Origin of the sequence: Curtobacterium sp. MMLR14_010, from assembly GCF_001865015.1 — a bacterium.
Classification (GTDB): Bacteria; Actinomycetota; Actinomycetes; order Actinomycetales; family Microbacteriaceae; genus Curtobacterium.
This window is the reverse complement of the sequence record NZ_MJGV01000079.1, coordinates 68,440-85,511: the sequence shown is the minus strand read 5'-3', so window position 1 is coordinate 85,511 and position 17,072 is coordinate 68,440. Positions and strand designations below refer to the sequence as shown.

At 67.7% G+C, this 17,072-nt stretch carries 16 protein-coding genes and 2 tRNA genes; 5 read left to right on the top strand and 13 right to left on the bottom strand.

Going from position 1 to position 17,072, the window contains the following annotated elements:
- Positions 1-48: 48 nt before the first annotated feature.
- The gene (locus BIU98_RS15525) at positions 49-693 is read right to left on the bottom strand and encodes an aminodeoxychorismate/anthranilate synthase component II (RefSeq protein WP_071278539.1); all 645 of its coding nucleotides are present in this window, start codon (positions 691-693) and stop codon (positions 49-51) included.
- An 82-nt stretch (positions 694-775) separates the two neighbouring features.
- Here BIU98_RS15525 and BIU98_RS15520 point away from each other — a divergent pair, with 82 nt between their 5' ends.
- Positions 776-1,033: a cell division protein CrgA gene (locus BIU98_RS15520; protein ID WP_071278537.1), complete on the top strand. Its 258-nt coding sequence runs from the start codon at positions 776-778 to the stop codon at positions 1,031-1,033.
- 381 nt (positions 1,034-1,414) lie between these two features.
- Here the strand turns inward: BIU98_RS15520 and BIU98_RS15515 are convergent, their stop codons facing one another.
- Together BIU98_RS15515 and BIU98_RS15510 are read right to left on the bottom strand one after the other, a co-directional pair.
- On the bottom strand, positions 1,415-2,266 hold the full coding sequence (locus BIU98_RS15515; protein ID WP_175481390.1) for a rhomboid family intramembrane serine protease: 852 nt from the start codon (positions 2,264-2,266) through the stop codon (positions 1,415-1,417).
- 2 nt (positions 2,267-2,268) lie between these two features.
- Positions 2,269-2,808 carry a peptidylprolyl isomerase gene (locus BIU98_RS15510; protein WP_071278533.1) on the bottom strand — a complete coding sequence of 180 codons (540 nt, stop codon included), beginning with the start codon at positions 2,806-2,808 and terminating at the stop codon, positions 2,269-2,271.
- A gap of 117 nt (positions 2,809-2,925) precedes the next feature.
- On the opposite strand from BIU98_RS15510, the gene BIU98_RS15505 reads away from it, so the two are divergent.
- Positions 2,926-3,501, top strand: a complete 576-nt coding sequence (locus BIU98_RS15505; protein ID WP_083393312.1) for a hypothetical protein — start codon at positions 2,926-2,928, stop codon at positions 3,499-3,501.
- Between the two features lie 623 nt (positions 3,502-4,124).
- Here the strand turns inward: BIU98_RS15505 and BIU98_RS15500 are convergent.
- The 10 genes from BIU98_RS15500 to dnaA all read right to left on the bottom strand — a co-directional run bounded on the left by BIU98_RS15500 (position 4,125) and on the right by dnaA (position 15,532).
- Positions 4,125-4,197 (bottom strand) — tRNA-Ala (locus BIU98_RS15500).
- A gap of 53 nt (positions 4,198-4,250) precedes the next feature.
- A tRNA-Ile gene (locus BIU98_RS15495) sits at positions 4,251-4,327 on the bottom strand.
- A gap of 75 nt (positions 4,328-4,402) precedes the next feature.
- On the bottom strand, positions 4,403-4,810 hold the full coding sequence (locus BIU98_RS15490; protein ID WP_071278532.1) for a DUF3566 domain-containing protein: 408 nt from the start codon (positions 4,808-4,810) through the stop codon (positions 4,403-4,405).
- Positions 4,803-7,448: a DNA gyrase subunit A gene (gyrA, locus tag BIU98_RS15485; protein WP_071278528.1), complete on the bottom strand. Its 2,646-nt coding sequence runs from the start codon at positions 7,446-7,448 to the stop codon at positions 4,803-4,805. Before gyrA ends, BIU98_RS15490 begins: the two co-directional genes overlap by 8 nt.
- Before the next feature lie 117 nt (positions 7,449-7,565).
- Positions 7,566-9,569, bottom strand: a complete 2,004-nt coding sequence (gene gyrB, locus BIU98_RS15480) for a DNA topoisomerase (ATP-hydrolyzing) subunit B (protein ID WP_071278527.1) — start codon at positions 9,567-9,569, stop codon at positions 7,566-7,568.
- 132 nt (positions 9,570-9,701) lie between these two features.
- Positions 9,702-10,166 (bottom strand): DUF721 domain-containing protein, encoded by a 465-nt coding sequence (locus BIU98_RS15475; protein WP_254787955.1) that lies wholly within the window; start codon positions 10,164-10,166, stop codon positions 9,702-9,704.
- A 35-nt stretch (positions 10,167-10,201) separates the two neighbouring features.
- Entirely contained in the window at positions 10,202-11,461 is a 1,260-nt protein-coding gene (gene recF, locus BIU98_RS15470) for a DNA replication/repair protein RecF (RefSeq protein ID WP_071278523.1), read from the bottom strand.
- Positions 11,462-11,492: 31 nt separating this feature from the next.
- A complete protein-coding gene (gene gnd / locus BIU98_RS15465; protein WP_139200783.1) occupies positions 11,493-12,428 on the bottom strand; it encodes a phosphogluconate dehydrogenase (NAD(+)-dependent, decarboxylating) in 936 nt (311 codons plus the stop codon).
- Positions 12,429-12,447: 19 nt separating this feature from the next.
- Positions 12,448-13,602, bottom strand: a complete 1,155-nt coding sequence (gene dnaN, locus BIU98_RS15460; RefSeq protein WP_071278519.1) for a DNA polymerase III subunit beta — start codon at positions 13,600-13,602, stop codon at positions 12,448-12,450.
- A 481-nt stretch (positions 13,603-14,083) separates the two neighbouring features.
- Positions 14,084-15,532, bottom strand: a complete 1,449-nt coding sequence (gene dnaA / locus BIU98_RS15455; protein ID WP_254787994.1) for a chromosomal replication initiator protein DnaA — start codon at positions 15,530-15,532, stop codon at positions 14,084-14,086.
- Between the two features lie 468 nt (positions 15,533-16,000).
- Here dnaA and rpmH point away from each other — a divergent pair, with 468 nt between their 5' ends.
- From rpmH to yidD, 3 genes are all read left to right on the top strand, one after another.
- Positions 16,001-16,138 carry a 50S ribosomal protein L34 gene (rpmH, locus tag BIU98_RS15450; RefSeq protein WP_055951440.1) on the top strand — a complete coding sequence of 46 codons (138 nt, stop codon included), beginning with the start codon at positions 16,001-16,003 and terminating at the stop codon, positions 16,136-16,138.
- A gap of 129 nt (positions 16,139-16,267) precedes the next feature.
- Positions 16,268-16,618, top strand: a complete 351-nt coding sequence (gene rnpA, locus BIU98_RS15445; RefSeq protein WP_071279187.1) for a ribonuclease P protein component — start codon at positions 16,268-16,270, stop codon at positions 16,616-16,618.
- Positions 16,615-17,064 carry a membrane protein insertion efficiency factor YidD gene (gene yidD / locus BIU98_RS15440; protein WP_368073050.1) on the top strand — a complete coding sequence of 150 codons (450 nt, stop codon included), beginning with the start codon at positions 16,615-16,617 and terminating at the stop codon, positions 17,062-17,064. The genes rnpA and yidD overlap by 4 nt, the downstream gene beginning before the upstream one ends.
- Positions 17,065-17,072 lie beyond the last annotated feature (8 nt).

Genomic DNA, 17,072 nt, shown 5'->3' with positions numbered 1-17,072 from the left:
CGAGCCTCCAGTCCGGTGGTCCAGGCCTGATGGGCCAGGCCCGGAGGGTCAGGCCTGGCGGGACGCGATCAGCGGGCCCAGGCCCGCTGCGCGGTCGGCTGCACCGGTGAGACCGGTGGTCTCGAGCCAGTTGCCGACCATCCGGTAGCCACCCTCGGTGAGGACGGACTCCGGGTGGAACTGCACGCCGTAGACGCGGGCGTCCTGGTGCTGCACGCCCATGATCACGCCGCCACCGGTCCGGGCCGTCACGGTGAGTTCGTCGGGCACGGTGCCGTCAACGATCGCGAGCGAGTGGTACCGCGTCGCCGTGAACGGGTGCGGGACCCCGGCGAACAGCGTGCTGTCGTCGTGGTCGACCTGCGAGGTCTTGCCGTGCATGAGTTCTTCGGCGTGCGTCACCGTCGCACCCAGTGCCTCGGCGATGGCCTGGTGCCCGAGGCAGACGCCGAGCAAGGGCTTGTCGGCGTCGATGGCGGCATGCACCGTTGCGATCGAGACGCCGGCGTCCCCGGGGGTGCCCGGACCCGGCGAGAGCAGCACGCCGTCGTACTCGGCGAGCCGGTCCGCGATCTCGGACTCGGGGAAGGCGTCGTTCCGCACGACGTCGGTCTGCGCGCCGAGCTGCTGGACGTAGCCGTTGAGCGTGTAGACGAAGCTGTCGTAGTTGTCGACGACGAGGATCCTGGTCATGGTCGGTTCACCGTACTCGTGGGGGTCGTGCAGAGGCTCTGTGCAGCCCGTGCGCACACATGTTCACGGTAGGATACCGGCCATGGCCAAGGACAAGGACCGCACCAAGCCCGCCCGGACGACCACCCGAGCCGACTCGGTCGACACGGCGGGCGATCAGCCCAACCCCGTGTGGTTCAAGCCGGTGATGTTCGGCTTCATGCTGATCGGGCTCGCCTGGGTGATCGTCTTCTACATCTCGCAGGGCACGCTCCCGGTGCCGTCGCTCAACTCGTGGAACATCCTCGTCGGCTTCGGCATCATGTTCGTCGGCTTCCTGATGACCACACGGTGGCGCTGAGCCCCATCTGATCTCCTGACAACGCCCGCTGCACCCTCTGGTGCGGCGGGCGTTCTCGTTCTCGTTCTCGTTCTCCACAGGGAAGGGCTGTTCGAGCTCGCGAAATCTGGGTTCTCCACAGAAGACGACGTTCTCCACATCGAGTTCCACACCCTGACCCCCGAGTTGTCCACAGGTCTTTCCACACTGGGGATAATCACACCCGTGTAACTCACCGGGTTGTCCACAGGTACGAAAACGCCCCGCCACAACAGTGACGGGGCGTTCGTGGTGAACCGGGTGTCCGTGGTGCACCAAGCGTTCGTGGTGCACCGGGCGTTCGTTGTGCACCGGGTGTTGGCGGTGCACCGGTCGTTCGCGGTGCGCGGCTCGGTCAGGTCGTCAGGCGAGTGCCAGGACGTAGCCGACGATCGTGAGGGCGATGATGAGCACGGCCTCTCCGACGAGCAGGGCGATCTGCAGGCCCCGCTGCCGGACGTTGCGGGTCTTCGAGAACACGTACCCGGTGAGGAAGCCCACCGCGATGCCACCGACGTGGGCCTGCCACGAGATGTTCGTCCCGGGGAGGAACCCGATCACCAGGTTGAGCCCCATGATCACGAGCAGCGAGACCGCGTTCGACCCGAGGCTGCGCTGCAGCATGAAGAACGCGGCGAAGAGCCCGAAGATCGCACCCGAGGCCCCGACCACCGAGGTCGTCGGCGCCAGCAGTGTCACGGCCATCGAGCCGCCGAGGCCCGACAGGAAGTACAGCGCGAGGAACCGCCACGTCCCGAGCATGTTCTCGAGCATCCGTCCGAAGATGAACACCGCCCACATGTTGAACAGGATGTGGAGGAACCCCGAGTGGACGAACAGTGAGGTCACCATCCGCCAGGGCTGCGTCGGCAGGTAGTACGCGTTGTAGCCGAGCAGCTGCGTGAAGAAGCGCCCGGACACCTGGTCGAGCAGCCAGATCGCGACCGAGACCGCGATGATGACGACCGTGGCCTTCTGGTCGAGCATGGCGAAGCGCCGTCGTGCGACCGTGAACCCGCTGGGCCCGGTCGCACGACGGTTCGCCGTGAACTGCGCCCGCTGCTCGCGAACGCACTCAGGGCAGTGCACCCCGACGGCCGCCGGCGTCTGGCACTCGGTGCAGATCGTCCGTCCGCACCGCTGGCAGAGGATGAAGCTCTGCCGGTCCGGGTGCCGGTAGCAGTAGTTCGCCGGGTTGTACGCCTGGTCGGTCAAGGTCAGACGGACTCGACGTCGATGCTGTTGATGACGACGTCGTCGACCGGCTTGTCGCGGCCGTCGGTGGGGACGCCCTCGATCGCGTCGACCACGGCGCGGGACTCGTCGTCGGCGACCTCACCGAAGATGGTGTGCTTGCCCTGGAGCCAGGGGGTCGCCACCGTCGTGATGAAGAACTGCGAGCCGTTGGTGCCACGGCCGCCCTGGAGGCCCGCGTTGGCCATCGCGAAGATGTACGGGTTCTGGAAGGTGAGCTCGGGCGAGATCTCGTCGTCGAAGCGGTAGCCCGGGCCGCCGATGCCCTGGCCGAGCGGGTCGCCGCCCTGGATCATGAAGTCCTTGATGATGCGGTGGAAGACCACGCCGTCGTAGAGCTTGTCGGTGGAGACCTTGCCGGTGCCCGGGTGGGTCCACTCCTGCTGGCCGGTGGCCAGGTCGACGAAGTTCTTGACGGTCTTCGGAGCGTGGTTGCCGAACAGGTTGACGCGGATGTCGCCCTTGTTCGTGTGGATCGTTGCGACAGCGGTGTGCAGAGACATGTTCCGATTCTCGCATGCGTCCCCTGCGTACAGACGGTACCCACAGGTACGACTCCGTGACCTGTCAGGCGCTGCGGTGGCAGGATGGGGGCCACGCCGTTCCGATGGAGGTACCAGATGACGACGATCGAACTGCCGCGCAAGCGCCGGAAGCAGATCAAGAAGCTCAAGGGCAAGACCGCCTCGCTCCTCGGCGAGCAGCGCAAGGTGCTCGAGCACGCGAACGAGATCCTCGCCGAGGCCCGCTCGCACGCCGCTGACGCAGCACGCAAGGACATCGCACCCCGCGTGCAGAACGCGATCGACAACGGCATCCGCCCGGCTGTCGCCACAGGTGTCCACGCTGCCACGTCGGCAGCACAGACCGCTTCGCACCGGTTCCAGACCGAGGTCATCCCCGGCCTGGTCTCGACCGCGGGTTCGGTCATGAGCGTGGGCGACCTCGCGAAGGACCCCCGCGTCAAGAAGCTCGTGAAGAACGCTCAGAAGAAGAGCAAGGCCGCGAAGAAGGCCGCTGCGAAGTACGTCCCGTCGCAGCAGAAGAAGGGCCTCGGCTTCGGGGGTGTCGCGCTGATCATCGTCGGTGTCGTCGCCGTCGCCGGTGCCGCCTACGCCGCGTACCAGACGCTCCGAGCCGACGACGACCTCTGGGTTGCCGACGACTCCGACTCCGCGGACAAGACCGCAGCCTGACCTCTCCGGTTCGTACGAAGGGCCCCGGCACTGCGCCGGGGCCCTTCGTCGTTCCCGGGGGTCCTGAGCCCACAGCGCTGAGGTCGCACTTCGTGTCGCCTCGGTCGCCGGGGACCCGACACGAAGTGCGACCTCACCGCCACCCGGCCAGCCACACGCCGGACGGGAGGCTCGCCCCGGCCCCGCCACGAGCCTCCAGCCCGCCGAGTGGTCACGACGCACCGCACACGTCCGCCCACCGGCCACGACCCGTCGCCTACGGCGCCCCGCGCCGACGACCCGTGACCGGTCGCGGCGCCGAGATCGCATTTCGTGTCGCCTCGGCGACCGGCGAGCCGACACGAAGTGCGACGTCACCGCGGCTGGACCGCCGGACGGGAGGCCCATCGCGCCCCGCACGAGCCTCCGGCCCGCCGATCGGTCACGACAGACCGCCCGCGTCCCGCCCACCGGCCACGAACCGTCGCCTGCGGCGACCTAGACCGACGACGTGCGACCACTCAGCGCACGGCAGCGGGGTGTTGCGACCACTCGACGGGAGGACCCGGGGCAGGAGCGCGCACCGGGAAAGCACGAAGCCCCTGGGCGGGCGAACGAGTCACCGACCAGGGGCCGAGAGTACGTGGAGCCTAGGAGATTCGAACTCCTGACATCTGCCTTGCAAAGGCAGCGCTCTACCAACTGAGCTAAGGCCCCGGAGCGACCGAACCGGCCGCCACGCCGAGACTTCCGACGCGGGAGTTGAATTGTGGTGGGGCTACAAGGACTTGAACCTTGGACCTCTTCGTTATCAGCGAAGCGCTCTAACCGCCTGAGCTATAGCCCCTCAGACCGGATGAAAGCCTACCGCAGGAAGTCGTGGGAACGAAATCGAGCGATCGGCCTCATCCGGCCGAGTGTGTCAGTTGTTGGTGAAGCCGACGAGCAGGCCGCCCGTGATCCGCACGCTGAGGTTGTACAGCACGCTCACGATGGCGCCGAGCACGGTGCCGACGACGACGTTGAGGATGCCGACGACGATCGAGAACCCGAGGACCTGGCCCAGCGAGAACTGGTCCATGATCGAGTAGCTGTTCTGACCGGTGACGTCCTTCAGCAGCATGTCGACCTTCTCGAACACCCCGGTCTGGTTGAGGATGAGCCAGACCAGTGCGGTCGCGACGACGATCACGATGCTGCCGGCGAGGGCGATGAGGAAGCTCAGCTTCACCACCGACCAGAAGTCGAGGTAGACGAGGCGCAGACGGACCTGTCGGGTGCCGACGGGTCGCTTCGCCTTCCTCTGGAGCTTCTCGGCGACACTACTCATTGCTTGACTGGTCCTCTCCGGCCACGGTGTCCGTGGGCACTGTGTCGGCGGGGTCGGGAGCCGCTTCGTCCGGGCTCACCGTCTCCACCGGGCCCGCAGGCTCGATCTCGGGGTCGTCCTGGTCGTCCAGGTTCCGCTCTGTGTTCCGGGCCACCGCGATGATCCGGTCGTTCTCCGCGAAACGCGCGAAGACGACTCCCATCGTGTCTCGGCCCTTGGCAGGGACCTCGGCCACGGCAGACCTTACCACCTTGCCCGATTGCAGCACGACGAGCACCTCGTCGTCCTCACCCACGATGAGCGCGCCCACGAGGTCACCGCGGTCGGCGGCCAGCTTGGCCACCTTGATGCCGAGACCACCACGGCCCTGGATGCGGTACTGGTCGACGGAGGTGCGCTTGGCGTAGCCGCCCTCGGTCATGACCCACACGAAGCCGTCGTCCGAGACCACCCGTGCCGCGAGCAGTGCGTCGCCGTCGCGGAAGGACATGCCCTTCACGCCGGAGGTCGATCGACCCATCGGGCGGAGCGTGTCGTTCGTCGCCGTGAACCGGAGGGACATGCCGTGGCGCGAGACCAGCAGCAGGTCGTCGGTCTCGTCGACGAGCAGTGCCGACCGGAGCTTGTCGCCGTCGCGCAGGTTGATCGCGATGATGCCGCCGGTGCGGTTCGTGTCGTACTCGGTCAGCGCGGTCTTCTTGACGAGCCCGTGCTCGGTCGCCAGGACCAGGTACTGGGCGGCCTCGTAGTCGCGGATGTCGAGGACCTGCTGGATCCGCTCGTCCGGCTGCATGGCGAGCAGGTTGGCGGAGTGCTGGCCCTTGGCGTCGCGGCCGGCTTCCTGCAGCTCGTACGCCTTGGCGCGGTACACACGGCCTTGGTCGGTGAGGAACAGCAGCCAGTGGTGCGTCGTCGTGACGAAGAAGTGCTCCACGACGTCGTCAGCACGGAGCTGAGCGCCGCGGACGCCACGTCCGCCACGGTGCTGCGCGCGGTACTGGTCGCTGCGCGTGCGCTTGACGTACCCACCGCGGGTGATGGTGACGACGACCTCTTCCTCGGGGATGAGGTCCTCGATCGACATGTCGCCGTCGTACCCGAACATGATCTCGCTGCGGCGGTCGTCACCGAAGCGCTCGACGATCTCGTCGAGCTCCTCGCCGATGATGCGACGCTGGCGCTCCGGGCGGGCGAGGATGTCCTCGAAGTCGGCGATCTTGAGCTCGAGCGCCTCGGCTTCCTCGTGGATCTTCTGTCGCTCCAGCGCGGCCAGACGGCGCAGCTGCAGCTCGAGGATCGCGCGCGCCTGGATCTCGTCGACGGACAGCAGGTCCATCAGGCCACTGCGGGCCTCTTCGACGTCGGGCGAACGACGGATGAGCGCGATGACCTCGTCGAGGGCGTCGAGCGCCGCCAGGTAGCCGCGCAGGATGTGCGCACGCTTCTCGGCCTCACGCAGGCGGTACTGGGTGCGGCGGACGATGACCTCGACCTGGTGGTCGACCCAGGCGGAGATGAAGCCGTCGAGCGCCAGGGTGCGCGGGACACCATCGACGATCGCGAGCATGTTCGCGCCGAAGTTCTCCTGCAGCTGCGTGTGCTTGTAGAGGTTGTTCAGCACGACCTTGGCCACGGCGTCGCGCTTGAGCACGATGACCAGGCGCTGGCCGGTGCGGCCGGAGGTCTCGTCGCGGATGTCGGCGACGCCGGCGAGACGGCCGTCCTTGACCAGCTCGGCGATCTTGATCGCGAGGTTGTCCGGGTTGACCTGGTACGGCAGCTCGGTGACGACGAGGCAGGTCCTGGCCTGGATCTCCTCGACGCTGACCACGGCACGCATGGTGATCGACCCACGGCCGGTCCGGTAGGCGTCCTGGATGCCCTTGACGCCGAGGATCTGCGCGCCGGTCGGGAAGTCCGGCCCCTTGATGCGCTGCATGAGTGCCGCGAGCAGCTCCTCACGCGTGGCGTCCGGGTTCTCGAGCGCCCACTTCGCGCCGGAGGCGACCTCGCGCAGGTTGTGCGGCGGGATGTTCGTCGCCATGCCGACGGCGATGCCGACCGAGCCGTTGACGAGCAGGTTCGGGAAGCGCGACGGCAGGATCGCCGGCTCCTGCGTGCGGCCGTCGTAGTTGTCCTGGAAGTCGACGGTCTCCTCGTCGATGTCCCGGACCATCTCCATGGCGAGCGGCGCCATCTTGGTCTCGGTGTACCGCGGGGCCGCTGCACCGTCGTTGCCGGGCGAACCGAAGTTGCCCTGGCCGAGCGCGAGCGGGTAGCGGAGCGACCACGGCTGCACGAGCCGGACGAGGGCGTCGTAGATCGCGCTGTCACCGTGCGGGTGGAACTGGCCCATCACGTCGCCGACGACACGCGAGCACTTCGAGAAGGCCCGGTCCGGCCGGTAACCGCCGTCGTACATCGCGTAGAGCACGCGGCGGTGGACGGGCTTCAGGCCGTCTCGGACCTCGGGCAGCGCGCGCCCGACGATGACCGACATCGCGTAGTCGAGGTACGACCGCTGCATCTCGAGCTGCAGGTCGACCTGCGAGATGCGGTCGCCGGAGACGACGATGTCCCCGACCTCGCCGTGCACGATCTCGGGCTGGTCGTCGTTGGTTTCGTTCTCGTCAGCCATCTGGCTCGGCTACCTTTCTGACGGCCAGGAGGCCGTGGTGGCGTTCGTCGCGCCGGGCGCGACCACAGGTGGTCAGGACCAGTGCACGCAGCAGGCGCCGCGCCTCCGGTCCGGTGATCAGATGTCCAGGAACCGGACGTCCTTCGCGTTCTGCTGGATGAACTGGCGACGGGCGTCGACGTCCTCGCCCATGAGGGTGGCGAAGGTGCTGTCGACCGCGGCGGCGTCCTCGAGCGTGACCTGCAGCAGGGTGCGGGTGTCCGGGTTCATGGTGGTGTCCCAGAGCTCCTTGTAGTCCATCTCGCCGAGGCCCTTGTAGCGCTGGATCCCGTTGTCCTTCGGGATGCGCTTGCCCGAGGCGATGCCGGACTGCAGCAGGGCGTCGCGCTCGCGGTCGCTGAAGACGTACTCGTGGGCGGAGTTCGACCACTTCAGGCGGTACAGCGGCGGCTGCGCGAGGTAGACGTAGCCGCGCTCGATGAGCGGTCGCATGTAGCGGAACAGCAGCGTCAGCAGGAGCGTCGTGATGTGCTGGCCGTCGACGTCGGCGTCGGCCATCAGCACGATCTTGTGGTACCTGGCCTTGTCCGGGTCGAAGTCCTCACCGATGCCGGCGCCGAACGCCGTGATCATCGACTGGATCTCCTGGTTGGCCAGGGCGCGGTCGAGGCGGGCCTTCTCGACGTTGAGGATCTTGCCGCGGAGGGGCAGGATCGCCTGGGTCATCGGGTTGCGGCCCTGCACGGCGGACCCGCCGGCGGAGTCGCCCTCGACCATGAAGATCTCCGACAGGGTCGGGTCCTTCGACTGGCAGTCCTTGAGCTTGCCGGGCATGCCGCCCGACTCGAGCAGGCCCTTGCGCCGCGTGGTCTCACGGGCCTTGCGGGCAGCGAGTCGTGCCTGCGAGGCCTGGATGGCCTTGCGGACGACGTCGCGGGCCTGGGTCGGGTTGCTCTCGAACCAGTGGGTGAGCTCGGTGCCGACGACGCGCTGGACGAAGGACTTGGCCTCGGTGTTGCCGAGCTTGGTCTTCGTCTGGCCCTCGAACTGCGGCTCGGCGAGCTTCACGGAGATGACAGCCGTCAGCCCTTCACGGATGTCGTCACCCGTGAGGTTGTCGTCCTTCTCCTTGATGATCTTGGCTTCACGCGCGTAGCGGTTGACCAGCGTGGTGAGCGCGGCACGGAAGCCCTCTTCGTGGGTGCCGCCCTCGTGCGTGTTGATCGTGTTCGCGAAGGTGTGGACGCTCTCCTGGTAGGAGGTGTTCCACTGCATCGCGACCTCGAGCGCGATCTTGCGCTCGGTGTCCTCGGACTCGAAGCCGATGACGTCCGGGTGGACCAGGTCGGCCTTCTTCTGCGCACCGAGGTACTCGACGTAGTCGGCGAGCCCGCGGTCGTAGCGGAAGGTGTCGTGCCGCGACTCCTCGCCCTCGTCCGGGGTGCGCTCGTCGCGGAGGTTCAGGCGCAGGCCCTTGTTGAGGAACGCCATCTGCTGGAACCGGGCGCGCAGCGTCTCGTAGTCGAAGTCGACGGACTCGAAGATCTCGGAGTTCGGCCAGAACGTGATGGTCGTGCCGGTCTCGCTGGTCTCCTCGTCCTTCGAGACGGGGGCGACCGGGACGCCGTCGGTGTAGCTCTGTCGCCAGACGTGGCCCTGCCGTCGGACCTCGACATCGAGCTCGCTGGACAGTGCGTTCACGACGGAGGAACCGACACCGTGCAGACCACCGGAGACCGCGTAGCCGCCGCCGCCGAACTTGCCGCCGGCGTGCAGGACGGTCAGGACGACCTGGAGCGTCGAGACGCCTTCTGCCGTGTGGACGTCGACGGGGATGCCGCGGCCGTTGTCGACCACGCGGACGCCGCCGTCCTCGCGGATCGTGATGTCGATGGTGTCGCAGTACCCGGCGAGGGCCTCGTCGACGGAGTTGTCGACGATCTCCTGCACGAGGTGGTGGAGACCGCGCGGGCCCGTCGAGCCGATGTACATGCCGGGGCGCTTGCGGACGGCCTCGAGCCCCTCGAGCACCTGGATCTGGTCTGCGCCGTAGGACGAATCGCTCTGCTGGGCCTGCTCGCTGAGCGAGTCCTGTCGGTCGTCGTCAGATGCTGATGCCATGTCGAGAGTGCTCCTGCCTGCGCGCGGAACACCCACGCACTGCACCGCCCAGTCTATCGCAGCAGCCTCGTCCTCAGGGCTGAAACGGGCCGCAGACAGCCGATTTCGCGACCAGAGGACGATTTGGTCTGCTCAACCGTAGGTGTCGCGAGGGCCGCGCCCCTGGACGCTCCTGGGGCCACGTTTCCAGGTGGGGGCGTCCGGGCCGGAAACCCGTATCGACTCGACACCTGCTTCCGGGTGCCGCTCCGCGATGGTCGTGGTGACGCTCGCCCGCATCAGTCGGAGCTGTGTCGCCCACGCCGTCGAGTCGCACCGGATGAGCAGCGCACCGTCCTCGATGTCGGTCGGCCGGGAGTGCTTCGCGAGTTCCTCACCGACCACGCTCGGCCAGTCCACGAAGAGCTCCGACCGCGCCAACGGCTCCGTCCAACCGAGTTCTGCAGCGAGCGACCCGACGATGTCACCGAGGCCCTTCGGCTCCCGACCACGGCCGTACGGCACGGTGTCGGCGTCGATCTCCTTGGCACGGCGCCGACGGGCGTCGACCCCACGCTTGCCCGGGTCCCCGAACACCGCCTTCATGTGCTGGTACACGCGGCTGGGTTCGGTTGGCTTCCACGGCCTGGGCATCAGGCCTCCGTCACGGCGGTCGGATCCGCGGGTTCCGACGGATCCGCGGGTTCCGTCGGCATCGTCGGACTGGAGGCTCGGCTCGGCTCCGTCTCGTCGGTCACGATGGTGCCGGCCTCGATCCGCACGGTGTGCGCGGCCAGCTGCCCGGGGACGTCACCGAACACCGCGGCGGTGATGAGGACCTGCTCGTAGTCCGCCACCGCGGTGCCGAGCCGTTCCCGCCGCGACTCGTCGAGTTCCGCGAAGACGTCGTCGAGGATGATGATCGGGTCACCGAGGCTCGACTCCGCACGCAGGATCGACGCTGACGCGAGCTGGATCGCGAGCGCGAACGACCACGACTCCCCGTGACTGGCGTAGCCACGGGCAGGTAACCCGTTCAGGGTGAAGAGGACGTCGTCGCGGTGGGGCCCGGCGAGCGTCAGGCCGCGGTCGAGTTCGTCGCGACGACGACGTTCCAGCGCCTGGCGGAAGGCCTCGGCCGCCGCGGGGACCGTGACGGGCTCGTCCGGGGTGCCGAGCACGGGATCCGTGGCGCTCGCGTCCTCCGGGTCGCCGCCCCGCACGGAGAGCACCCCGGTGATCGAGGCCTCGTGCCGCTCGCCGGCGACCATCGAGTACGACTCCGCGACGAACGGGGCGAGCCGGCGGGTCAGGTGGTCTCGGGCGGCGATGATCTCGGAGCCGAACGCCACGAGCCGCTCGTCCCAGACCTCGAGCGTCGAGAGCGACCCGGCCTTGGCGCCGGAGTTCCTCGCCGACTTCAGCAGGGTGTTGCGCTGCCGGAGTGTGCGGTCGTAGTCGGCGATGACGCCCTGCATCCGGGGCGCGATCTGCACGAGGAGCTCGTCGAGCATGCGGCGACGGCCAGACGGTTCGCCACGGACGAGCGCCAGGTCCTCCGGTGCGAAGAGCACGCTCGTGCAGTAGCGCGGGAGCTCGCGCGGCTTGATCGCCGAGCGGTTCACCTGCGCCCGGTTCGACCCCGAGCGGTTGATCTGCACCTCGGCGAGGATGCTCCGGTCCTCGTGCGCGAGCCGGGCACGCACGATAGCCGCGTTGCACCCCTGTCGCACGAGGGCGGCGTCCGTCGGCACGCGGTGCGACCCGAGCGTGGACAGGTAGGCGATGGACTCGACGAGGTTCGTCTTGCCCTGGCCGTTCCGCCCGACGAACAGGTTCGGCCCGCGTGCGAAGTCGACCTCCGCCTGCCGGTAGTTCCGGAAGTCGGTCAGTTGGAGATGGTCGACGTGCACGCGGGCCGAGGCCGGGTTCCCCCGGGAAGTCCTAGGACTTCTTGACGGCGTGGCCGCCGAACTGGTTGCGGAGCGCCGCGACGGCCTTCATCGTCGGGGACGCGCTGCCCTGACGCGAGACGAAGCGCGCGAAGATCGACGCCGAGAGCGCCGGCATCGGCACGGCGAGCTCGATGCCCTCTTCGAGCGTCCAGCGACCCTCGCCCGAGTCCTCGACGTAGCCCTCGAGCTCGGTGAGCTGCGGGTCCTCGTTGAGGGCGAGCACCATGAGGTCGAGGAGCCAGGAGCGCACGACCGTGCCGCGCTGCCATCCGGCGAAGACCGCCGGGACGTCCTTGATCAGGTCCTTGGCCTCGAGGAGCTCGTAGCCCTCGCCGTACGCCTGCATGATCGCGTACTCGATGCCGTTGTGGACCATCTTGGCGTAGTGGCCAGCGCCGATCGGGCCGGCGTGCGAGAAGCCCTCTTCGCGCGGGCCCTCGGGGCGGAGCGCGTCGAACACCGGCATGGCGCGCTCGACGTCGGCGGCGTCGCCACCGACCATCAGGCCGTAGCCGTTGTCGAGGCCCCAGACACCACCGGAGACGCCGACGTCCATGTAGCGGATGCCCTTGGCGTCGAGGAGCTTGGCGTGCACCTCGTCGTCGAGCCACTTCGAGTTGCCGCCGTCGATGACGAGGTCACCCGGCTCGAGGACCTCGGCGAGGTCGGTGATGACGTCGTCCGTGATCTTCCCGTGGGGGACCATGACCCAGACCAGACGCGGGCCGGTCAGGGCCTTCGCGAGGGCGCCGAGGTCAGCGACGTCCGAGACGGCGGGGTTGGCGTCGTACCCGACGACGTCGATCCCTGCGTTGCGCAGACGCGCACGCATGTTGTTGCCCATCTTCCCGAGGCCGACAAGACCGATCTCCATGATTTCCTTCTTCTGTTCGTCGTCGCGCTGATGCCACGAGTGACGCGTCAGCGCAGGTGTGACTGTTGCGCTATCGCAGCAGGAGGTTGGGCTGCAGCAGGTACCGGTATCCGTCCGTCGCCGGTTCCTCGCGAGAGGACTGGCCGGTGATGAGCACCGGGCCCGGCTTGTTGGGGTTCTCCGTCTTGGTGAAGGAGATGCGGACGAACTCGGAGTGCACCGCGTTCAACCCGTCCAGGAGGAAGGCGGGCTTCAACGAGACCACCATGTCCTCACCGGTCAGCAACGCATCGATCGACTCTGACGCCTGCGCTTGTTCGGATCCGATCGCCTCGAGCGTGAGCCCGTCGACCGTGAAGGAGAACCGGAGCGCTGCTTCGCGCTCCAGGACGAGGGAGACCCGTCGGACGGCTTCGACCAGCTCGGCCGTGTTGATCACGGCGTGGTCCTGCACGGTTTCGGGGAAGAGCCGGCGGACCGGCGGGTAGTTGCCCTTGATGAGGAGGGACGTGACCGTCTTGTCGGCGGCCTGGAAGGCGATGAGCTCGCGGTCCGAGTTGCCGCTGATCGACACCGACACCGTGGTGGCCGAGCCGAACGTGCGGCCGACCTCCTGCAGGGTGCGAGCGGGGACGAGCGCGTGCATCGGTTCGGTGGGCTCGCCACCGGAGCGGCCGGAGTCCCACTGGATCGTGCGGACGGCGACACGGTAGCGGTCGGTCGCGATGAGCGAGAGGTCGTTGTCGCTGACCTCGAGCTGGACACCGGTGATGACCGGGGTGACGTCGTCACGGCTGGCGGCGACTGCGACCTGCGAGACGGCTTCGGAGAACGCGTCCCCGGGGATGACACCGGTCTGCGGGCCGACCTCTGGAAGCGTCGGGTACTCCTCGACCGGCATGCTCAGCAACGTGAAGTGCGCCGACCCACAGGTCACGGTGATCCGGGACTCGTCCGTGGAGAACGTGACCGGGGCGTTCGGCAGGCGGCTCGCGATGTCGTTGAGCAGGCGACCGGACACGAGGACCGTCCCTGACTCGTCGATCTGCGCAGCGATCGAGGTCTGCGCCGAGACCTCGTAGTCGAAGGACGAGAGCGTCAGACGTTCACCGTCGGCGTGGATCAGGACACCCGACAGGATCGGGAGGGTCGTGCGCTGTGGGAGGAGTTTCACCGCGAACGAGACGGCTTCGGAGAAGACGTCCCGGTTGACCTCGAACTTCACAGCTGGGACCCCTGTCGATGGTTGAACTGTCCGGCCGCCCCATTGTGGCACAGCCCAGCGGGGCCCGGATTTCTTGTCATCCCGCCGTCCACAAGGTTGGCCCAGGGATTCCTAGAGATGAACAGGAGTAATCGTATTAACGCCTGTGCACACTGTGGACAACTCTGTGGAGACCAGTCGCTGCAAGGGAACTACACCGTTGTCACTTGTGGGCGGCCTGTGGGCACCCTCGGGATGAATGAAACTCATCTATCCGCTTCCATCCCCAGTTTCCACAGTTGACCCCATCACTGTGTACAACCGAGCGGCGTGTCCTCCACAGTTATCCACAGGCTTTCCACACTGTGTGGAAACCGCCGCATGGAACCGTCTCAGATGGTGGACGCGCGCCCAGGCGAGCCGATCCGGGCAGGTGATCCGAGCCTCCCGGCCGCCTGAACCGATGTTCTGCGCGACGCGAGTCGCCGGTGCGAGCGGGAGCTCAGCGGTACCGGCGGTCCTGCTTGATCCGGCTGGTGAGCTCCGTTACCTGGTTGTAGATGGACCGTCGTTCCTTCATCAGGTCCGCGATCTTCTTGTTCGCGTACATGACGGTGGTGTGGTCGCGGTTGCCGAAGAGCTGGCCGATCTTGGGCAGGGACAGGCTCGTCAGCTCACGGCAGAGGTACATCGCGATCTGTCGTGCCGTCGCGATCGCCTGGGAGCGGGACGAGCCGTAGAGGTCGTCGACGGAGAGCTTGAAGTACTCCGCGGTGTGGTTGATGATGTCCGTCGGCGCGATGACGTTGTCCTCGTCGAGCGTGATGAGGTCCTTGAGGACCGTCTGCACGAGCGCCATGTCCACGGCCGTCCGGTTCAGGCTCGCGAACGCCGTCACACGGATGAGCGTGCCCTCGAGCTCCCGGATGTTGCTGGAGACCTTCGAGGCCATGAACTCGAGGATGTCGTCAGGCACCTGCAGGTGGTCCGACTGCGCCTTCTTGCGGAGGATCGCGATGCGGGTCTCGAGGTCCGGGACCTGCACGTCGGTGATCAGACCCCACTCGAAGCGGCTGCGCATCCTGTCCTCGAAGCCGGTCAGGTGTTTCGGCGCCACGTCCGACGTCACGACGACCTGCTTGTTGTGGTCGTGCAGCGTGTTGAACGTGTGGAAGAAGGCCTCCTGGGTGGAGTCCTTGCCCTGGAGGAACTGGATGTCGTCGATCAGCAGGATGTCGATGTCGCGGTACCGCTGCTGGAACTGGTTGGACCGGTTGTTCGCGATCGAGTTGATGAAGTCGTTCGTGAACTCCTCGCTGGACACGTACCGCACCCGGATGCCCGGGTAGAGGCTCTCGGCGTAGTGGCCGATCGCGTGCAGGAGGTGGGTCTTGCCGAGGCCGGAGTCGCCGTAGATGAACAGCGGGTTGTAGGCCTTGGCCGGCGCCTCGGCGACCGCGACGGCCGCGGCGTGGGCGAACCGGTTCGACGACCCGATGACGAAGTTGTCGAAGTTGTACTTCGGGTTGAGCCGCGACTCGGGTCGGCCGCCGGTGCCCGGGGAGTCCATGTGGCTCGGGACGAACGGGGCCTCGATGTACTGGCGCGGGGCGGCGCTCTGCTCCACCGGCTGCTGCACGGGCTCGGCGTACGCGGGGACCACGGGGTCGACCCGCGGCTCGGAGGCCATGTCCGGGTTGACCGTGATCGCGAAGTTCGCGACCGAGTCGTCACCGATCCGGGCGACGGCCTCGGTGATCGGGATCCGGATCCGCTGCTCGAGCATGCCGCGGGTCAGGTCGTTCGGGACCTCGAGGTAGAGGGTGCCGGCGAGGACGCCCTTCGGCTCGACGAGGTTGAGGAAGCCGTGCAGCTGCGGCGTGATGCGGTCGTCCTCGGCGAGGAGCCCGAGGACGTTCGACCAGAGGTCCTCGACGGGGTCGGCGGGCATCGTCATGTCGCGCTCGTCTCCAGGGGTCTCGTTCGGTCGTTCGGGTCGCAGGGCACGCCACGGAACACGGGAGCGGGCGGGAGCACGCAGGTTCCGGCGATTCGTCCGTGGCTCCGGGCGGCTTCGTCGACGCTGCTGTGCCGCAGGCTCCCCACAGGGTTGTCCACAGTCTTGTCCACGATCGCCCCGGGCGCCAGGTCGGGGGTACTCCCCTGTCGTGGCGGGCATCAGGCCGATCGATCACCCAACTGTAAAGGACCCGAGGCGCTCCCACCGAACGGAAGTTGTCCCCAATGTGGAGAACCTCCATACGGCCCCGGAGGACGCTGGAGTCGGTGATCGGCGTTTGACCTGCTCGCCCCTGTCACGTACCGTGGACAAGTTGACAGCGGCCCCTTGGTCGCGCCCACCTGGTTCAACCAAACCCATTCGTGACGGCCCGCCTCGAGCAGCCGTGTGGAGAAGATCATGAGCAAGCGCACCTTCCAGCCGAACAACCGTCGCCGCGCCAAGAAGCACGGCTTCCGTCTCCGCATGCGCACCCGTGCGGGCCGCAGCATCCTGGCTGCACGTCGCGCCAAGGGCCGCACCGAGCTCTCCGCCTGATCCAGCTCCACGCTGGTCCGGCTGTGCAGCCGATCGCGCCGCGCCGGTGTGGACCGTTGGTCCACCCGGGCGGCGCTTCGCTGCGCGGTCGGTGTGTCCGAGCGTTGCTCCGGACGGGTCGGTGACGTCGTGCTCGCTCGTGCGAACCGCATCGTGCGTGGTGACGACTACCGCGCAGTCGTCCGTCGGGGCCGCCGTGTCGCGACCCCGAACGTGGTCGTGTCGGTGGTCCGTCGACCGGTCGACCCGGACGGGCCCACGCGGTTCGGCTTCATCGTGGCGAAGACGGTCGGCAACGCGGTGACCCGCAACCTGCTCCGCCGCCGGTTCAAGGGCATCGCCCACGAGCTGCTCGCCACGGTGCCGATCGGGCACGACGTGGTGGTTCGCGCACTGCCAGCCGCTGCGCAGGCCACGTGGCCTACCCTGCTCGAAGACGTCTCGCGATCGTTCGCGCGCGGTGTGGAGAAGGCAGCATGAACCGGACGCTCCCGATGCGGACCCAGATTCCTCCTCGGACCCAGGGTTCCCCGCGGAACCAGCAGGTCCGTGCGCTCTGGGTCGTTCGTGCGCTCTGGTTCCTCGCCTTGCTCCCCCGCAACGTCTGCGTGGTCGTCCTCCGGGCTTACCGCGCCGTGATCTCCCCGCTCTACGGCAACGTCTGCCGGTTCCACCCCTCGTGCTCGCGCTACGCGCTCGAGGCGATCCAGCAGTACGGCGTCGTACGCGGGACCGCCATGGGCGCCTGGCGCATCGGCCGGTGCAACCCCTGGGCCGCCGGCGGCATCGACGACGTCCCAGAACGACGCGAGCCCCACACCGTCAACCGGTTCGGGTTCGTGCTCGCCCCGGTTCAGCAGCAGTCGCAGTCCCCGGTCGGCACCCTCCGCCCGGTGCTGTTCCCCCAGCGCACTCGAAAGGCGTGACCGTCCTC

Excerpts from the sequence above, each read along its gene's own strand:
- gyrA (WP_071278528.1), bottom strand. The coding sequence starts at position 7,448 with ATGGCTGACGAGAACGAAACCAACGACGACCAGCCCGAGATCGTGCAC.
- rpmH (WP_055951440.1), top strand. The coding sequence starts at position 16,001 with ATGAGCAAGCGCACCTTCCAGCCGAACAACCGTCGCCGCGCCAAGAAG.
- BIU98_RS15490 (WP_071278532.1), bottom strand. The coding sequence starts at position 4,810 with ATGAGTAGTGTCGCCGAGAAGCTCCAGAGGAAGGCGAAGCGACCCGTC.
- gyrB (WP_071278527.1), bottom strand. The coding sequence starts at position 9,569 with ATGGCATCAGCATCTGACGACGACCGACAGGACTCGCTCAGCGAGCAG.
- BIU98_RS15505 (WP_083393312.1), top strand. The coding sequence starts at position 2,926 with ATGACGACGATCGAACTGCCGCGCAAGCGCCGGAAGCAGATCAAGAAG.
- dnaA (WP_254787994.1), bottom strand. The coding sequence starts at position 15,532 with ATGCCCGCCGACCCCGTCGAGGACCTCTGGTCGAACGTCCTCGGGCTC.
- BIU98_RS15510 (WP_071278533.1), bottom strand. The coding sequence starts at position 2,808 with ATGTCTCTGCACACCGCTGTCGCAACGATCCACACGAACAAGGGCGAC.
- BIU98_RS15525 (WP_071278539.1), bottom strand. The coding sequence starts at position 693 with ATGACCAGGATCCTCGTCGTCGACAACTACGACAGCTTCGTCTACACG.
- BIU98_RS15520 (WP_071278537.1), top strand. The coding sequence starts at position 776 with ATGGCCAAGGACAAGGACCGCACCAAGCCCGCCCGGACGACCACCCGA.
- yidD (WP_368073050.1), top strand. The coding sequence starts at position 16,615 with ATGAACCGGACGCTCCCGATGCGGACCCAGATTCCTCCTCGGACCCAG.